The organism is Streptomyces sp. NPDC031474 (assembly GCF_055581185.1).
In genome coordinates this window covers 1-15132 of record NZ_JBVIJX010000058.1, presented here as the reverse complement: position 1 = coordinate 15132, position 15132 = coordinate 1, and the positions used below count along the sequence as shown (strand labels likewise).

15 protein-coding genes and 2 pseudogenes are annotated in these 15132 nt (G+C 68.8%); 12 read left to right on the top strand and 5 right to left on the bottom strand.

Annotation, left to right across the window (positions count from 1 at the left end; all coding sequences use genetic code 11):
• Positions 1–75: 75 nt before the first annotated feature.
• From ACZ5SK_RS48030 to ACZ5SK_RS48020, 3 genes are all read right to left on the bottom strand, one after another.
• Entirely contained in the window at positions 76–618 is a 543-nt protein-coding gene (locus ACZ5SK_RS48030) for an SRPBCC family protein (RefSeq protein ID WP_468158979.1), read from the bottom strand.
• Between the two features lie 76 nt (positions 619–694).
• Positions 695–2698 carry an ATP-binding protein gene (locus tag ACZ5SK_RS48025; protein ID WP_334573907.1) on the bottom strand — a complete coding sequence of 668 codons (2004 nt, stop codon included), beginning with the start codon at positions 2696–2698 and terminating at the stop codon, positions 695–697.
• A gap of 303 nt (positions 2699–3001) precedes the next feature.
• Positions 3002–3505 (bottom strand): MarR family winged helix-turn-helix transcriptional regulator, encoded by a 504-nt coding sequence (locus ACZ5SK_RS48020; protein WP_334573905.1) that lies wholly within the window; start codon positions 3503–3505, stop codon positions 3002–3004.
• Positions 3506–3889: 384 nt separating this feature from the next.
• Here ACZ5SK_RS48020 and ACZ5SK_RS48015 point away from each other — a divergent pair, with 384 nt between their 5' ends.
• The 9 genes and pseudogenes from ACZ5SK_RS48015 to ACZ5SK_RS47975 all read left to right on the top strand — a co-directional run bounded on the left by ACZ5SK_RS48015 (position 3890) and on the right by ACZ5SK_RS47975 (position 11196).
• On the top strand, positions 3890–4465 hold the full coding sequence (locus tag ACZ5SK_RS48015) for an NAD(P)H-dependent oxidoreductase (RefSeq protein ID WP_334573903.1): 576 nt from the start codon (positions 3890–3892) through the stop codon (positions 4463–4465).
• A 97-nt stretch (positions 4466–4562) separates the two neighbouring features.
• The gene (locus tag ACZ5SK_RS48010) at positions 4563–5507 is read left to right on the top strand and encodes an NADP-dependent oxidoreductase (RefSeq protein WP_334573901.1); all 945 of its coding nucleotides are present in this window, start codon (positions 4563–4565) and stop codon (positions 5505–5507) included.
• Positions 5508–5536: 29 nt separating this feature from the next.
• Positions 5537–6487, top strand: a complete 951-nt coding sequence (locus ACZ5SK_RS48005) for an alpha/beta hydrolase (protein ID WP_334573899.1) — start codon at positions 5537–5539, stop codon at positions 6485–6487.
• 251 nt (positions 6488–6738) lie between these two features.
• Positions 6739–7239, top strand: a complete 501-nt coding sequence (locus tag ACZ5SK_RS48000; RefSeq protein WP_334573897.1) for a cupin domain-containing protein — start codon at positions 6739–6741, stop codon at positions 7237–7239.
• Between the two features lie 85 nt (positions 7240–7324).
• Positions 7325–7450 (top strand): annotated as a pseudogene (locus tag ACZ5SK_RS47995) (transposase); the annotation flags it as partial.
• 360 nt (positions 7451–7810) lie between these two features.
• Entirely contained in the window at positions 7811–8146 is a 336-nt protein-coding gene (locus ACZ5SK_RS47990) for an alpha/beta fold hydrolase (RefSeq protein ID WP_334573895.1), read from the top strand.
• 662 nt (positions 8147–8808) lie between these two features.
• The gene (locus ACZ5SK_RS47985; RefSeq protein ID WP_334573893.1) at positions 8809–9450 is read left to right on the top strand and encodes a (2Fe-2S)-binding protein; all 642 of its coding nucleotides are present in this window, start codon (positions 8809–8811) and stop codon (positions 9448–9450) included.
• Positions 9451–9457: 7 nt separating this feature from the next.
• Positions 9458–10441: an FAD binding domain-containing protein gene (locus ACZ5SK_RS47980; protein ID WP_334581034.1), complete on the top strand. Its 984-nt coding sequence runs from the start codon at positions 9458–9460 to the stop codon at positions 10439–10441.
• 38 nt (positions 10442–10479) lie between these two features.
• Positions 10480–11196, top strand: coding sequence for a molybdopterin cofactor-binding domain-containing protein (locus ACZ5SK_RS47975; RefSeq protein WP_443041177.1), 717 nt, complete (start codon positions 10480–10482; stop codon positions 11194–11196).
• Here the strand turns inward: ACZ5SK_RS47975 and ACZ5SK_RS47970 are convergent.
• The gene (locus tag ACZ5SK_RS47970) at positions 11113–12033 is read right to left on the bottom strand and encodes an IS3 family transposase (RefSeq protein ID WP_334573891.1); all 921 of its coding nucleotides are present in this window, start codon (positions 12031–12033) and stop codon (positions 11113–11115) included. The genes ACZ5SK_RS47975 and ACZ5SK_RS47970 overlap by 84 nt on opposite strands.
• Positions 12021–12350, bottom strand: coding sequence for a transposase (locus ACZ5SK_RS47965; RefSeq protein WP_334573890.1), 330 nt, complete (start codon positions 12348–12350; stop codon positions 12021–12023). Before ACZ5SK_RS47965 ends, ACZ5SK_RS47970 begins: the two co-directional genes overlap by 13 nt.
• 71 nt (positions 12351–12421) lie before the next feature.
• Here ACZ5SK_RS47965 and ACZ5SK_RS47960 point away from each other — a divergent pair, with 71 nt between their 5' ends.
• From ACZ5SK_RS47960 to ACZ5SK_RS47950, 3 genes and pseudogenes are all read left to right on the top strand, one after another.
• Positions 12422–13258 (top strand): NAD(P)H-binding protein, encoded by an 837-nt coding sequence (locus ACZ5SK_RS47960; RefSeq protein ID WP_334573889.1) that lies wholly within the window; start codon positions 12422–12424, stop codon positions 13256–13258.
• A gap of 193 nt (positions 13259–13451) precedes the next feature.
• A pseudogene (locus ACZ5SK_RS47955) lies at positions 13452–13940 on the top strand (IS5 family transposase); the annotation flags it as partial.
• Between the two features lie 179 nt (positions 13941–14119).
• Positions 14120–15031 (top strand): MerR family transcriptional regulator, encoded by a 912-nt coding sequence (locus tag ACZ5SK_RS47950; protein ID WP_334573887.1) that lies wholly within the window; start codon positions 14120–14122, stop codon positions 15029–15031.
• Positions 15032–15132: the final 101 nt, after the last annotated feature.

Sequence of the window (15132 nt, the reverse complement as noted above, 5' to 3'; positions counted from 1 at the left end):
CATCCGTCTCCGGCTTGACCTGCCCAGGGCGTGGCATCCAGCACCTCCTGGATGCCACGCTACCAGCCGAAACCCTTAAGTCACTGGTATTGAGGCTAAGGCGCCGAAGCTCAGGTCGCTCACTCCTCCATGATGGCATTGGGCGTTTCCTGCACCACGGTCACCATCCTGGTGAGTGCAGCGCGCATGTAGCGGATCCAGAGCTGCTTGAACGGCCCCGCGACGATCCAGCGGCGGCCGGGCACCGGCCGGAAGTCGTAGGTCCACCGGATCGACGTGCCGGTGCCATCGGGCAGGAACGACCACTCGCCGCGCACCCCCGGAGGTCAGCTTGGCCAGCACGTTGGTGAAGCCACTCAGCTCGTGGGCGAACCCGTGCCCCTCCGCGATCTCGGTAAGCCGCTCGTCGGCCTTGGAGCCGTCGGTGAACCAGGTCTGGCGCGACGTCCCCGGCCGGTTCCAGGTGCCGGTCTGGTCGCGCACTTCCGCGACGCCGGGCAGCGGTCCCCACGGCTTGAACACCTGGGCGAGGGCGATCGGCACGATGACCTGGTAGGTGTGGGCAGGGCTGGACGTTGTACGGGCGAAGACGGTGATCGGGACACTCGTTTTGGTCATGCCACGAGCATCGCGGCCAGCGCCTGCCCGAGGCACACATGTGGGCTGCTCAGCCGTGCTCAGCGCTGCCCACCGGTCACTCCCTCGGCAACTGGCGTGGCGGCGTCGGTGTGGGTGTCGTGGCCGGTTGTCGCAGCAGTTGTTCGGTGAGGCGTTCCTTGGCCAGAGCAAGGTGACGCCGGTAGGTGCCATAGGGCACCCCGAGTCGTCGGGCGGCAGCCCTGTGAGTGCGGGAGGCCGTGATGTAGGTGGTGGTGAGGGCCTCGTGGGCTTTGACGCCCGCTGGGTCGATCTGTATCGCGTCGAGGGCGGTGGTGATGGCGCCGCGCAGGTCGGCGGTCGGGTCGGGTGAGCCGGGCGTCACGAGATGGGAGTGCAGCAGGGCGCTGGTCGCGAATTCGCGCGGGGTGTGCCAGGTGCGCAGTGCCTCGAGAACGCCTTCCGCGAACGCGGGTCGCGGCAGCTGGTCGCCCGGGCCACTCGCGGAGGCGGTTGCGGGCCATGTCGTCAGGGGCGTGAGTGCGGTGCGCGCCCAGTGTTGCACCCACTCTTCCACCGTCTGCCGTCGCCAGTCCCGGCCGAAGACGTGCTGTCGCAGGCCGCCGACGTCCACGGCCGCGACTTCCGGTATTCCGGCCTCGGCGAGGTAGCGTGCCCACCGGTCGGCGTCTTCGAAGACGGTGAAGGTCACCGCGCGTCCGTGGCTCCTCATCTCCTCGGCGATGGTGCGCCGGCTGCTGAGTTCCATCAGGGGTGAGGGCCGCTGTCGCCCGCCGGGTTGCACCGCGAAGCGGCGGATGCCGAGGTGTTCGCCCGGTCCCAGGGGAGCGGCCGTCTCCACGAGGTCCCAGACTGCCGCGATCACCGGGTCTGCGGCGCGGTCCTCGGGCAGCGGTGCGTCCAGCCGCAGGATGGCCATAAATGCAACGGGTGTGGTGGAGCTCGTGTAGCGGTGGACGCGGAAGGCCTCCGGCTGGCGGCGCAGCCAGTGCGCGACCGCGGCTGCCGATGCCGGGCCCTCGACCTCCTCGGCCATACGCAGCACGGCGGGCACGTCTTCGGGCCGCAGCGGAGCGTCCTCGATGTGGGGGTGCTTCCGGTGGTCGTACAGGTTGTCCGGGCGGTCGTGGTCGCGGAAGAGGAACATCCATTCCGCGATTCGTAAGAGCGCGTCGTCGGCGGTGGCGGAGCGCACGGCGTGCAGGCCGGCGAGGGAGATGCGGGCGCGGATGTCGTCGTAGCGCTCGGGGTCCCGCCAGCGCAGGTCGGCCTCGAGGGTCGCCCGCACCGCGTCGTGCGGGTGCAGCCCTTCCGGTGTGACCTCGATGTAGGGCAGCTGGCGCAGCCAGGCGAACACCGTATGGGTATCCTCGTCACCCAGTACGGCGCGCAGCAGGGGCTCGCGGGTGACGTAGGTCTGCGCGACGACCTCGAGGGCGCGTCGGTGGACGGCGCTGGGCAGGTCACCGACCAGCCGCTTGACCAGGGTCGTCAGGATGTCGCCGGTCGGCTCCCACAGTGCGCCGGGTGCCGCCGGAGGCACGGAGGCGGCCAGCGAGAGGGCGAGCGGGCTGCCTCCGGCGAAGGCGACGAAGGCGCCGCGCTGCTCGGCGGGGACACCCCGGGCGGCGAGCAGGGCGTCGGACTCGGCGGGATCGAGCGGCCGTATCGGCAGTTCGGTGAACAGTTGCGCCCACCCGGGGTCCAGTGACCATTCGGCGTCGGGGGCGGTCCTGCCGGCCACCACCACGATCGCATGGTCGGCGAGCCGCGGCAGGAAGGTCTCGCGCAGCCACGTCTCGAGGGGCTGGCACTGTTCGAAGGTGTCGATGAGCAGCACCGCCCCAGGTTCGGCGCACGCCGGGGCGGCGGCCTCCTCCAGCCTGCGCGGGTCGGCGTCGAGGAACCGTCCGTCCACGTGCACCACGCGGCGGCCCGCGAGTTCCGCCTGCCGGGCGGCGTAGCGCACGAGCGAGGACTTGCCGATGCCGCCGGGGCCGTGCAGGTAGGCGACGAGCGGAGCGTGCGCCGCGCCCGACAGCATCCGGTCGAGCACCGCCCGTTCCTGTTCTCTGCCCACCAGCGCTCCGGCTCGAGCCTCCGCCAGCCGGTCCGCCAAGCCCCTCGCACCCAATCCGAGCTCCTTTCGTCAGGCTCATTTTGCCGTCGAAGATCGGTTCGATGAAGCGCTTTCCACGTGAGTAGCGCCGAGTGCGGGGCAGCTCATGGGATGGAGAGCGCTGCTCGCCGGTATGCAGCGCCGACTCGACGTCGTCCAGGTGCTACGCCTGAGTCCCTGTCCTCGGCGTGGCTCGTCGCTTCCCCGTGGCCCTGCGCCGAGCGGGACATGCCGTGTCCCTACTGCGTGGCCTGGGCCGAGTCCTCATGCTCCAGCTTTACGGCGGCGAGGCGCGGCCGAGCGGGACGGCATGGAGCGCATGTGGTCGCGCACCGGAGCCAGCAGGCCGGCGAGAGCTTTGACGTCGTCGCGCGAAAGCGGCTCGAACAGGAGGCGGCTGACCACCTCGACGTGACCCGGCAGCACCTTCGCAAGCAGCGCACGCCCGGCATCGGTGAGGGTGACGGTGATGCTCCGCTCGTCGTCCGGCGAGGGAGCGCGGACGACCAGGCCCTCCTTCTGGAGCAGATCCACCTGATAGGTCAGGCCACTGCGGCTGTAGACGACGCCGTCGGCCAGGTCGGTCATGCGGTGGCTGCCCGTCGGTGAGTCCCCGAGGCGGGCCAGCAGCTGGAACTGCACATAGCTGAGATCACCGGCCTCGCGCAGCTGCTGCTCGACGGCGTGCCGGAGCAGGCTGGTCACCTCGATGAGGTCGAAGTAGGCGCCGAGCTGCACGGGGTCGAGCGACGGCGGTGAATCGGACATGCCCGAAGTCTACTGCTTCGAATTCGAAGAATGTGTCAGGGTGGCGGTTCCAGTCACTACAGGAGGAACCGGAACTGAACTCCTCCGCGAGTTCCGGTGCCACCCCGGCAGGTGGAGCGGACGGGCGCGAGGGTCTCCCAGGCCCGATGGCGTGACCTCGTGAGCGCAAGGTGTGGGCAGCGTTGAGCCCGACTGAGCACCGCAGAACATGGAGATCGGGCAGTGCCGCGGCACAGGGTTACGAGCACAAGGACGGCGCCGCCGCCCACGTATCCCGAGGACCGGCCATGAACATCCCTGCCTGGCGCAACGTCGTCCTCGGCCCTCCCCGGTGACGGCACGACAGCCCGGCCGCAGCACAGAAGCCATGAACACGATGCCGGGATGAGCGCTGCCGCGTGGGCTCCGGTGTCCTTGGCCGTGGTGAGCGCCGGTGTCGGATGTCCACGTCCGGCTCGCCGTCTCGCGGACTGGGTCACGGAGGCGGTGTGCCGGTCACTGGCGGCCGGGGGGGTGCGCGCCGAGGTGGAGGTGCTGGAGCTGCACCGGCTGGCGGCCGACCTCGCCCGGCACTCCATCCAGGGCCGCATCAGTCTCGACCTGTGGGAGGCGATCGCGGCGGTCGTTGCGGCCGACGGGCTGGTGGTGGCGACCCCGGTGCGCGCCGCATCTCCGAGCGAGGTGTTCGACTCGTTCCTCGCCATCCTCGGGCACGGAGTCCTCTCTGACATGCCGGTGCTGCTGGCGCTTAACAGCAGTTCCGACCGGCAGCCACCCGACATCACACAGGTGATGCGCAGGCGCCTGACCGCCGTGCACGCCGACCCTGTGCCCACGGTCGTCGTCGCAAGCCCCGTCGACTGGCGGGCCACGGCGCTCAGCGGCGCGGCGCGGCTGCGCGCCTGCATCGACCGAGCCGCCGTCGAACTCGCCGCGGCGATGCGCTCGCACCGGCAGTAACCCGCAACACTTGCTTCGAATTCGAAGTAGATGTATCGTCATCCATAGTTGCTTCGAATTCGAAGGAAAATCGACAGCAGCGAAGGTGAGAACCGAAATGAAGGCAGTGCGTTTCCACGAGTACGGCGACCCGAGCGTCCTGCGCTACGAGGACGTGGAGCAGCCCGTCCCCGGGGCCGGAGAGGTCCGCATCCGCGTCGCCGCGACGTCGTTCAACCCCGTCGACGGCAACATCCGCGGGGGCTTCATGCGGGGCCCCATACCGGTGCAGCTGCCCCACACTCCCGGCATCGACGTCGCAGGCACCATCGACGCGCTGGGTGAGGGCGTGGAGGGCATCGCGGTCGGCGACGACGTCGTCGGCTTCCTGCCGATGGACGGCAACGGCGCCGCCGCGCAGTACGTTCTCGCGCCGGCCGACGTCCTGACCCCGGCCCCCAAGAGCGTCCTCCTGGCCGACGCCGCCGCGCTGCCGCTGGTGGGCCTGACCGCGTACCAGGCGCTCTTCGACCACGCCAAGCTGACAGCCGGGCAACGCGTACTGATCAACGGCGCCGGCGGAGCGGTCGGCGGCTACGCCGTGCAGCTGGCCAAGAACGCCGGCGCCCACGTCATCGCCACAGCCGGCCCGCGCAGCAGCGAGGCGGTCACATCGGCCGGCGCCGACGAGGTCATCGACCACACCACCACCGGCGTGACCGTAGCGGTGACCGAACCGGTCGACATCGCACTCAACCTCGCACCGGTCGCTCCGGACGAACTGGCCTCGCTGGTCACCCTGGTCCGTCCCGGCGGGGTCGTCGTGAACACCACGGTGTGGATGCCCGCCCCCAGTGACGAGGAGCGCGACGTGCGCGGCATCGACCTCTTCGTCCGCAGCGATGCCGACCAACTGGCCCAACTGGTGGCGCTGATCGACCGCGGCGAGCTGCGCGTCGACGTCGCCGAGCGGGTACTGCTGGCCGAACTCCCCGCGCTCCACGCCCGGGCCTCCGAAGGCGCGGTGCACGGCAAGGTCATCGTGGTCCCGTCCGCCGACTGACGCCGATCCTCCGCCGAAAGGGAAAGACCATGGCACTCAGTCTGGATCCCGAAATCGCCCAGGCGCTGGCCCCAATGGCCGGCGCGATGGCGGACGCCACACCACCGGCCGTAGGCGACATCGCGGCGCGGCGCGCCATGTGGGAGCCGATCATCGGCGCCGCGGGAACGGCCCAGCCGATTCCGGACGACGTCAAGAGCAGCGAGCACCACACGACTGCGGGCGACGGCGCGCGGATCACCATGCGCTGGTACACCAAGGACGGCGCGGCGCCGGGCCCGGCCGTGCTGTTCTTCCACGGCGGCGGATACATCTTCGGCCACATCGACCTGTTCGACGGCCCGGTCTCCCGCTACGTCTCCGCCAGCGGCGTGCCCATGCTGTCGGTCGAGTACCGCCGCGCCCCCGAGCACCCCTTCCCGACCCCGCTCGAGGACGCCTACAGCGCACTGCGCTGGCTGCACGCACACGCCGCCGAACTCGGCGTCGACCGCGACCGGATCGGTGTGATGGGGGACAGCGCGGGCGGCGGCATGGCCGCAGGACTGACGATCCTCGCCCGCGAGCGCGGCGGCCCGAAGATCGCCCGCCAGATCCTCATCATGCCGATGCTCGACGACCGCACCACCACCCCCGATCCCCACATCGCGCCCTACCTGCTGTGGTCCTACGACGACAGCCTCACCGCCTGGCCCGCCCTGCTCGGCGAGGCCGCCGGCGGGCCCGACGTCCCGGTCACGGCGGCCCCGGCCCGGCTCGAGGACGCCACCGGCCTGCCGCCGGCCTACATCGAGGTCGGCCAGCTCGACGTCTTCCGCGACGAAGACGCCGCATACGCCACCAAACTCAGCCGCGCCGGCGTGCCGGTCGAATTCCACCTGCACCCCGGCGCCCCGCACGAGTTCGACTCCATCGCCTTCACCTCCGACGTCGCCCGCCGCGCCATCACCGACCGCATCCGCGTCCTCAAATCCATCTGAGCCGCCACCGAGCGCGCTCACCCCATGCCGCAGGAGGGGTATGCAGGCGCTCCACACAGGTGGCCCGCACCCCGTTGCCCGCCACGATGGAGTCTCTCGGACATCGGCACGAACACACTGAAGCACCGCGCGGCCGGGCCGGAATCCCGCTTCGCGCCGCATGCGCATCGACGGCCGGGAGACTGCCGGACTCCATGAGAGCTGCCCGGCACCTGATCCTCACCTGACTGACCTCTGAAGGAGACGATTCGATGATCCCCGACGACGACCTGACCCGCTCGCTGACCGTGGCGGACCCCGACGATCCCGCAACGACGTACATCTCTTTGGTGGGCAACACGTACGCCATGCTGGTCACCGGCGAGCAGACCGACGGCCGGTACTGCCTGATCGACATGCGCGTCCCCGACGGCGGCGGCCCGCCCCCGCACCGGCACGACTTCGAGGAGATGTTCACGATCCTCGAGGGCGAGATCGAGTTCACCTTCCGCGGCGAGAAGCACACCGTACGGGCCGGGTCCACGATCAACATCCCGGCCAACGCCCCGCACAACTTCCGCAACATCTCGGGTGCGCCGGCCCGCATGCTGTGCATGTGCACCCCGGCAGGCCAGGACGAGTACTTCACGCGCATCGGCGATGTCGTCGCAGGCAAGGACGCGCCGCCGCCACAGCTGTCGCAGGACGAGCTCGCGGAGCGCCGCCGCCGCGCGGCCGAGTTGGCCTCGGCCTACCGGAGCGAGTTCCTGTGAGTGGCAGAGCCGACAAGCCCGGCACCGGTCGACAGGGTGAAGTACTTCGCTGAGCTGGACAGCCAGGACAAGATCCTTCGGATCCATCGCCTACACCCCGACCAACAGGCCCTGGCTCAACCGTATCGAGGCCCAGTTCACCACCCTGCGCCACTTCGCACTCGACGGCACCGACCACGCCAGCCACAAGGAGCAGCGCCGCACGATCCGCCCTGGCCGTGAACTGCTCACGGACCCGAGCACCCCTGCCGGAACAGCCGCCACACATGGCTGCCGGGCGGTCTCGAAGGCGCTGCCTCCGAGGCGACGGCGGACCAGTGTCCTTTCCCGCTCCCGAGACGGCGGCCGACGTCGAGCAAGCACCGGTCGCTCAGGAGACTTCCATGCCCCTCCATGTCCTGTTCGGCGCAAACGTAGAGCCACACGTGGCTCTGAACGGCTTCTCTGGCCCCGGTGGAACGAGTTCGGTGGCCCCAGGGGCTTGATCGGGAAATGAGTGTTCGTCTGAAGTGGCCCCAGGGGCGGTGTTGCGTTGGGAGCATCGTTGTGCTCCGACAGTCAGGGGGCCCGGATGGACGGCCCGAGAACCAAGGTTGAGCTCTTCGCGGCGATCCGCCGGGATGCGCGTATGGAGAAGCTGTCGATCCGCGAACTCTCCCGCCGCTACGGGGTCCACCGGGCCTGGCACGAAACCGGAGGAACCCTTCCCATGCCAGTACTCGCCGTGGGCGGCGAGCACAGCTCAGGCGCTCGACTCGCCAACAGCCTGGACACGGCAGCGCCGCACCTGACCGGGGCGGTGATTGCGGGCAGTGGCCACTTCGTACCCGAGGAACGACCCGATGCCTTCGCCCGCGAGCTGCTGCCCTTCCTGGCTGCCTCGCCCCGGCCCGCCGGGCGCATCTGACAGGTCTGGAAAACCGGGACCTGTTGTACTGCTGGTTGGCTCACATCGCGGCGCGATGAGCCTGTTGCGGTATGCGGCGTTGAGTGTGAGGAGACTGGGACAGGCCGGCAGCAGCACGAGCCGATGCGCTGGTGCCCGGAACCGGAGCGAGCGATATTCGACGGGATGCTGTCGGCAGCGGCAGACGCTTCCCATGGTGCATACCTGTACAACCCAGAGGCATCGACAAGTCCACGTTGCTGGCCATGCCGCCCCGGCGGGCGGCACTCGCCAGCCGCAACGTGGTGCATCCCGACCTCCACTTCCAGCCACTTCCTCCTCACAGAGCCGCGCTGCGTCGAGGAGGCCGCCGCAGCGGCGCGCGCGCAATCCGGCGACGCTTGATCAGTCGAGCACACGACGTATGGCGAAACAGCCATCCTCCCGCCGCGCATGTCCAGTTCGCCGAGAACGGCAGCGTTTCCGGTGTTGGGCAGTGCTGAGCACGAGTGAACACTGCAAGACGCAAAGACCGGGCAGTGGTGCAAGGCAGGGTGGGAGCCAGGCGGGCGGCCGTCCCCGGATCTCGATGGACCAGCCATGGCCATCCTGCGGCCCCTCGAACCGAGAAACAGGCACGCCGGCCGCCGAACCCACAGCCCTCACCCTGAAGGAGAGTGAGCGTGTCCGTCGAAAATCCCGATCCCGATAGATCTCTTTCTGCCGAGGCCGCTCCGGTACCGTCTCGGCGCACGTTCATCACCACAGCCACGGCTGTCTCGGGGACCGTCCTCGCCGGCGGACTGGTCGCGGCGCCGACTGCCCTCGGCGGCCGGGAAGCGGTGGCCGCCGAGGGGCCTCCTGGCGGCACCGTCCATCTGACGATCAACGGCGTCCGGCACGCTGTCACCGTCGACAACCGCACTTCTCTGCTCGACCTGCTGCGCGAACACCTCGACCTAACCGGTTCGAAGAAGGGCTGCAATGCCGGAGCCTGCGGCGCCTGCACCGTCCTGGTCGATGGCCACCGCGTCAACTCATGTCTGACCCTGGCCGTCCGACTGGACGGTGTGGAGGTCACCACCATCGAGGGACTGGCTGACGGCGACCAACTGCATCCGTTGCAGCAAGCGTTCATAGACCAGGACGCCTATCAGTGCGGCTTCTGCACCTCGGGCCAGATCGTGTCCGGTGTCGGCTGTATCAAGGAAGGCCACACCGCAACGTCCGAGGAGATCCGGGAGTGGATGAGCGGGAACCTCTGCCGCTGTGGCTGTTACGTCAAGATCGTTCGCGCGGTCGAGCAGGCCGCGGGCCGGAACTGAGGTGGCGATGCACCCCTTCACCATCACCAAGGCATCCGACACCACGGAAGCCCTCCATGCCGGTGGGCGTGGCGGCCGGTACATAGCAGGCGGCACCACCCTGGTCGACTTGATGCGCGAAACCGTGGAGCGCCCTGAGGTCCTGGTCGACATCACAGCTCTGCCGCTGCACGATGTGGACCGGACCGAGGACGGCGGCTTACGCATCGGCGCCTTGGTCCGCATGGCGGAAGCCGCAGCTCACCCCGCCATACGTGCCAGCTACCCGGTCATCTCCCAGGCGCTGGAGCTGAGCGCCTCAGCCCAGCTGCGCAACATGGCCACCATCGGCGGGAACCTGATGCAGCGCACCCGCTGCACGTACTTCCGGGACGTGACCGCCGACTGCAACAAACGCGAGCCCGGTTCCGGCTGCGCCGCACTGAGCGGCTTCAACCGCAGCCACGCGATCCTCGGCACCTCCGACCAATGCGTGGCCACACATCCGTCCGATCTGGCTGTCGCGCTCGCCGCATTGGAGGCGAGCGTCCACCTGACGGCTCCGGACAAGGGCAGGCGCATCCTCCCCATCACGGACTTCCTGCTTCAGCCCGGCAGCACGCCCGAGCGCGAACAGGCGCTTCAGCCGGGGGAGTTGATTACGTCGGTGGAGATTCCCGCGCTACCCCGCCCGCTGAAGTCCGGGTATCTGAAGGTCCGCGACCGCCAGTCCTACGAGTTCGCGCTGACCTCGGCCGCGGTGGCACTCCACATCCGCGGCGGATTGATCCTCGATGCGAAGGTCGCCGCCGGCGGTGTGGGCACGGTGCCCTGGAAGCTGCCGGCCGTCGAACAAGCCCTCATCGGCGAGCATCCTTCCGCCCTGCTGTGGCACAAGGCTGCCGGCCATGCGGCCGAAGGCGCGCACCCCCTCAGGCACAACGGCTTCAAGGTCGAGCTGCTCAAACGTACCGTCGAGCAGCAACTGCGCACCGTCGGAGGCACCTCATGAGCCAGTCACAAGCCGCCGTCGGCGCGTCCGTGGCCCGGGTGGACGCACGGCTGCGGGTCACCGGGAAAGCGAAGTATGCTGGCGACAACAACCCTGACGGCGTCGTTCACGCGGTCATCGTTGACAGCAGCGTCGGCCGCGGCCGTATCACCGCCATCGACGCAGGTCCCGCCCTCGCTCAACCCGGTGTCCTTACCGTCATCAGCCACCTCAACGCGCCCAGGCTTCCGCCCGTCGAAAGTAACGGATACCCCCCGGGCGAGCCGCTGAGGGCCTTTCAGGACGACCAAGTCCGCTTCTTCGGACAGCCCGTCGCGGTCGTGGTGGCCACGACGCTCGAGGTCGCCCAGCACGCAGCGAGCCTGGTGCAGGTCACCTACCACGCCGAGCACCCCTCGACGGACATGAGCGCGGCGCCTCCCGCCGACGAACCCGAGACCTATGCACGGGGCGACGCGGACCAGGCACTGAGATCCGCCGACGTCCAGCTCGACCTGGCGTACCGGATGGCCCGCCAGCACCACAACGCGATGGAACCAGCCGGCATCGTCGCCCGCTGGGACGGGAACAGGCTCACCCTCTGGGAGAAGACCCAGGCGGTCCAGTTCGCCGCGTTCAACATGGCGGGCGAATTCGGGATACTGTCAATCCCCTCGCAGCGTGGAGACGATCTATGCGGCCAGTCCCTCGGTGAGGGTGGCTCGGTAGTCACGTTCGTAGTCGAGCGGGCTCTTGAACCCGCATACGCTGTGTAGCCGCCTGGTGTTGTAGAAGTCGGTGATCCAGGTGGCGATCCTGATCCGGGCCTCGGTGCGGGTGGCGAAGGTGTGCCGGTGGACGTACTCGACCTTGAGCACGCTGTTGAACGCCTCGCTCACGGCATTGTCGAAACAAGATCCAACTCTGCCCATGGACTGGGTGATGCCCAGCTTGCGGCAGGCCCGCTGGAACGTCCGGGAGCAGTACTCGCTGCCCCTGTCCGTGTGCATGATCACGCAGCGGACGTCGCCGCCCCGGGTGGCCGCAGCCATGTTGAGTGAGGCCACCACCAGCTCGGCGTCGTGCCGCTCGCCCATCGCGTAACCAAGCAGCCGACGGGAGAACAGGTCGATCACGATAGCGAGGTAGAGCTTGCCCTCGCCGGTGTCGATCTCGGTCATGTCACCTGCCCAGACGAGGTCGGGCTCCTCGGCGGTGAAGTCCCGGCGGACGAAGTCCGGGGCCGCGGGCCGCTTGCCCGGCCTGGTCAGCGACCGGCGCCGGCGGACCTTCCGTCCCGCCAGCCCGAGCTCGGCCATTACCTTCGCGACGGTGTTCACCGACACCCGCCAGCCCCGGCGCACCAGCTCGACGAACACCTTCGGCGAGCCGTAGGTGCCACCTGAGCCGTTGAAGATCTCCTCGATGTCCTCCGCCAGGTGCTGCCGCCGCGTCTCCCGCGCGGTGGGCGGGCGGCCGCGCCACTTGTAAAACCACGACTCCGACACCCCCAACGCCCGGCAGGCGGTGCGGAATGGAACCTTCTGCTCGGCCTTGCAGCTGCTGATCACCCCGACCGCGACGGCGGGGTCCGTGTCAGCTACTTCACCCACAAGGCCACGAATCGCTTGCACACATCACGCTCCATCTCCAGCTCACGGATGCGCTTGTCCTTCTCCCTGGCCTCGGCCCGCAGCCGTTCCAGCTCCGCCCGCTCACTCTCCCGCAGCCGGCCACCCGAGGGTTCGGCCGACGGCCTGTCCGACGACGGCGACCCGTTGCGCCGAGCCCGAGACACCCAGCTGTGCAGTGTCCCCGAATGAATGCCCAGATCCGCAGCCACCTCCGGGATCGGCTTCCCGGTCTCCGTCACGATCCGTACCGCCCCCTCGCGGAACTCTGCATCGTAGAGGCGCTTCTTGGATGCCATGACCCCAACTATCCCTCCGGTCACGGTCTCCACAGTAGGAGGGGAACCTCAACCCGATGACCGGCGTACTCGTGACCGGTGGCACCGGGAAAACCGGTCGCGAACTGGTAAGACTGCTACGCGGCAGAGGCGTGCCGGTTCGAGTGGCCAGCCGCAACCCGGACGCTGGCGACCCGGACGCGATCCGGTTTGACTGGGGCGATCCGGCCACGCATCAGGCCGCTCTGGACGGACAGGACCGAGTCTTCCTGGTGCCTCCGGTGCAGAGTGCGGACCCGATGCCGTCGGTCGGTCCGTTTCTGGCCGAGGCGCAGGGCCTCGGCGTGCGCAAGGTCGTGCTTCTCGGCTCCGCCATCCCCCTTGCCCCCAGCGCGCCGAAACTGGCCGTCCAGGTCCGGGCCCAGCCCGGCTGGGTCGTGCTGCGCCCGTCCGGGTTCATGCAGAACTTCCTAAGCCCGCACCCACTGGGCACGGGGATCCGGCGAGACGGTGAGATCCGCACCGCCGCCGGTGACGGCCGGGTGGGCTGGATCGACGCGCGGGACATCGCGGCGACCGCTGCGGCCCTGCTGTCCGGCCTTGACGCCATCCCCGGCGATCAGCATGACTACCTGCTCACCGGCCCGCAGGCGCTGAGTTACCCGGAGGCGGCAGCGATCATCACCGCCTGCACCGGACGCCCGGTCCGGGTGGTCCACGTCAGTGAGGACCAGCAGGCGGCCGATTTGCGGGCCGCGGGCATACCCGCACAGTTCGCCGCGATCCTCGCCGCCGCCGACGCCGGCGCCAGGGACGGCCGGGAAGACGAGGTCAGCACTGCGGTGCTCGATCTGACGGGCCATCCGCCGCGCACCTTCACCCAGTTCGTTCAGGAGCAGGCGTCCCGGTGGGCAGCACCAACCGCCTAACCTCGCGCTTTCGCGAGTGGGTCTGTCCGGGTATTGATCAAATAAATGGAGAGTGCTGCTGACCTGCAACGATGGGACTTGTCGAGGGTCCTGTCAGCTGCAAGGAAAGAAGCAATCTCCAGGTGAAGAAGAGTAGCGGGTCGTATCCGCGTGTCCGTGTCGAGGGCGGCGGCCGTGGGGTGGTCTCGCAGGCCGGGAAGACCATGGACTGGGCAGGTCGCGAGGCGGGTTCACCACGAAGATTCATCTGGCGTGTGAGCAGGGACAGAAGCCGTTGTCGCTGCTGATCACCGCCGGGCAGCGCGGTGACAGTCCGCAGTTCGAGCCGGTCCTGAACGCGATCGGTGTGCCCCGGCTTGGTGTCGGCCGGCCGAGAAGCCGCCCGCTGCGGGTGCGAGGCGATAAGGCGTACTCTTCACGCGCGAATCGCGCCTACCTGCGCAGACGTGGCATCAGGTGCACGATTCCTGAGCCGGTCGGTCAGGTCCGCAACCGCAGGCGCCGCGGCCGTGGCGATGGCCGTCCGCCCGTCTTCGACCGCGAGGACCACAAGGCCCGGCATGCGGTCGAATGCGGGATCAGCCGTCTCAAGCAGCACCGGGCCGTGGCGACCCGGTTCGACGAACTTGCAGTTCGGTTCGAGGCGACGGTTCAGGTCGCGGCGATTTATCAGTGGTTGTGAACCCTCAGTCTGCCGTCGTGCGGATGCCCCAGCAGGAAAGGACGGGCCTGCGGTCATTACGGAGGAACAGCGCGTTTCCTGGCATTGGCGCGGGGCGGTGTGTATGGGGTTGCACCTTCCGTAGCGGCATGTGGTCCGGTGGACTTACGTCCCGGTCCCTTGAGGAAAGGTCCTTGCTCATGCATTCGCCGTTCATGCCACCTCGCCAGGTCAAGATCGGTGACGCGGCGGCCTTCGCCGGCACCACGCCGCGGGCGATTCGCCATTACCACGAGATCGGCCTGCTCCCCGAGCCTGAGCGGGGCGGCGATGACCGCCGCCGCTACGGGTACGAGGACATGATCCGCCTGCTGTGGATTCGCAAGATGGCCGACGCCGGGATCGCCCTGGACGACATCCGTGACGCCTTTACCACCGGCACGGCTTCCGCCGGTGCGGACAGCGGAGACGGTATCGCGGGCATCCTGGAGCGGCTGGAGGAAACCCTCGCCGAGCAGGAGGCGGAATTGCGGCGGCAGCGGACCGCCGTGCAGCGGATGCGCACCGAAGGCAGCCGGATGGGCCTGCTCTCCGACTTCGTCACCGAACGCCTCAAGAGCCTGCCTGAGGGCTCCCTGCGTCAGGCGGACCTGGACAGTCTGCTGGTCACTGAGCGGGTCTTCGGCCCGCTCGGCGCGGCCATCCAGGCCACCCGCTTCGTCATCCTGGCCACGCATCCCACTCTGCGGGAGGATTCCGACCGCATCGATGACGCCGAGGAGGCACTCGATGACAGCGTCGCCGTCGATGATCCACGGGTGGCTCAAGTGGCCGTCGAGCGGCACGCCTTCGAAAGCGCCCTGCAGGCCGTCATCGAGGAGTCCGGCCTAGGGAAAGACGACGATGCCCTCTTCGACGCCTGGGACACTTTGCACCCTGCCACCGCCGATGACGGCGAGGACGAGGCCGACCTCAGCTCTGGCAGGCGGGAGGCTGACTCCGTGAGCGTGCTCGAAGCCATCGGCAAGATGCCCTACGACTTCTCCCCAGCCCGCCTGCGCTGTATGGAACTGGCCGAAGAACTATCCGCCCAAGAGCCACCCGCTACCTAAAACACGGCCCTAGTAGGACTCCGTTAGGTTGTTCTGGCTCTTGGGTTTTCGCTGGTGGGGGTTGTTCTGGGCAGGGGGCGCTGGCAGGTGGTGCAGGTGCC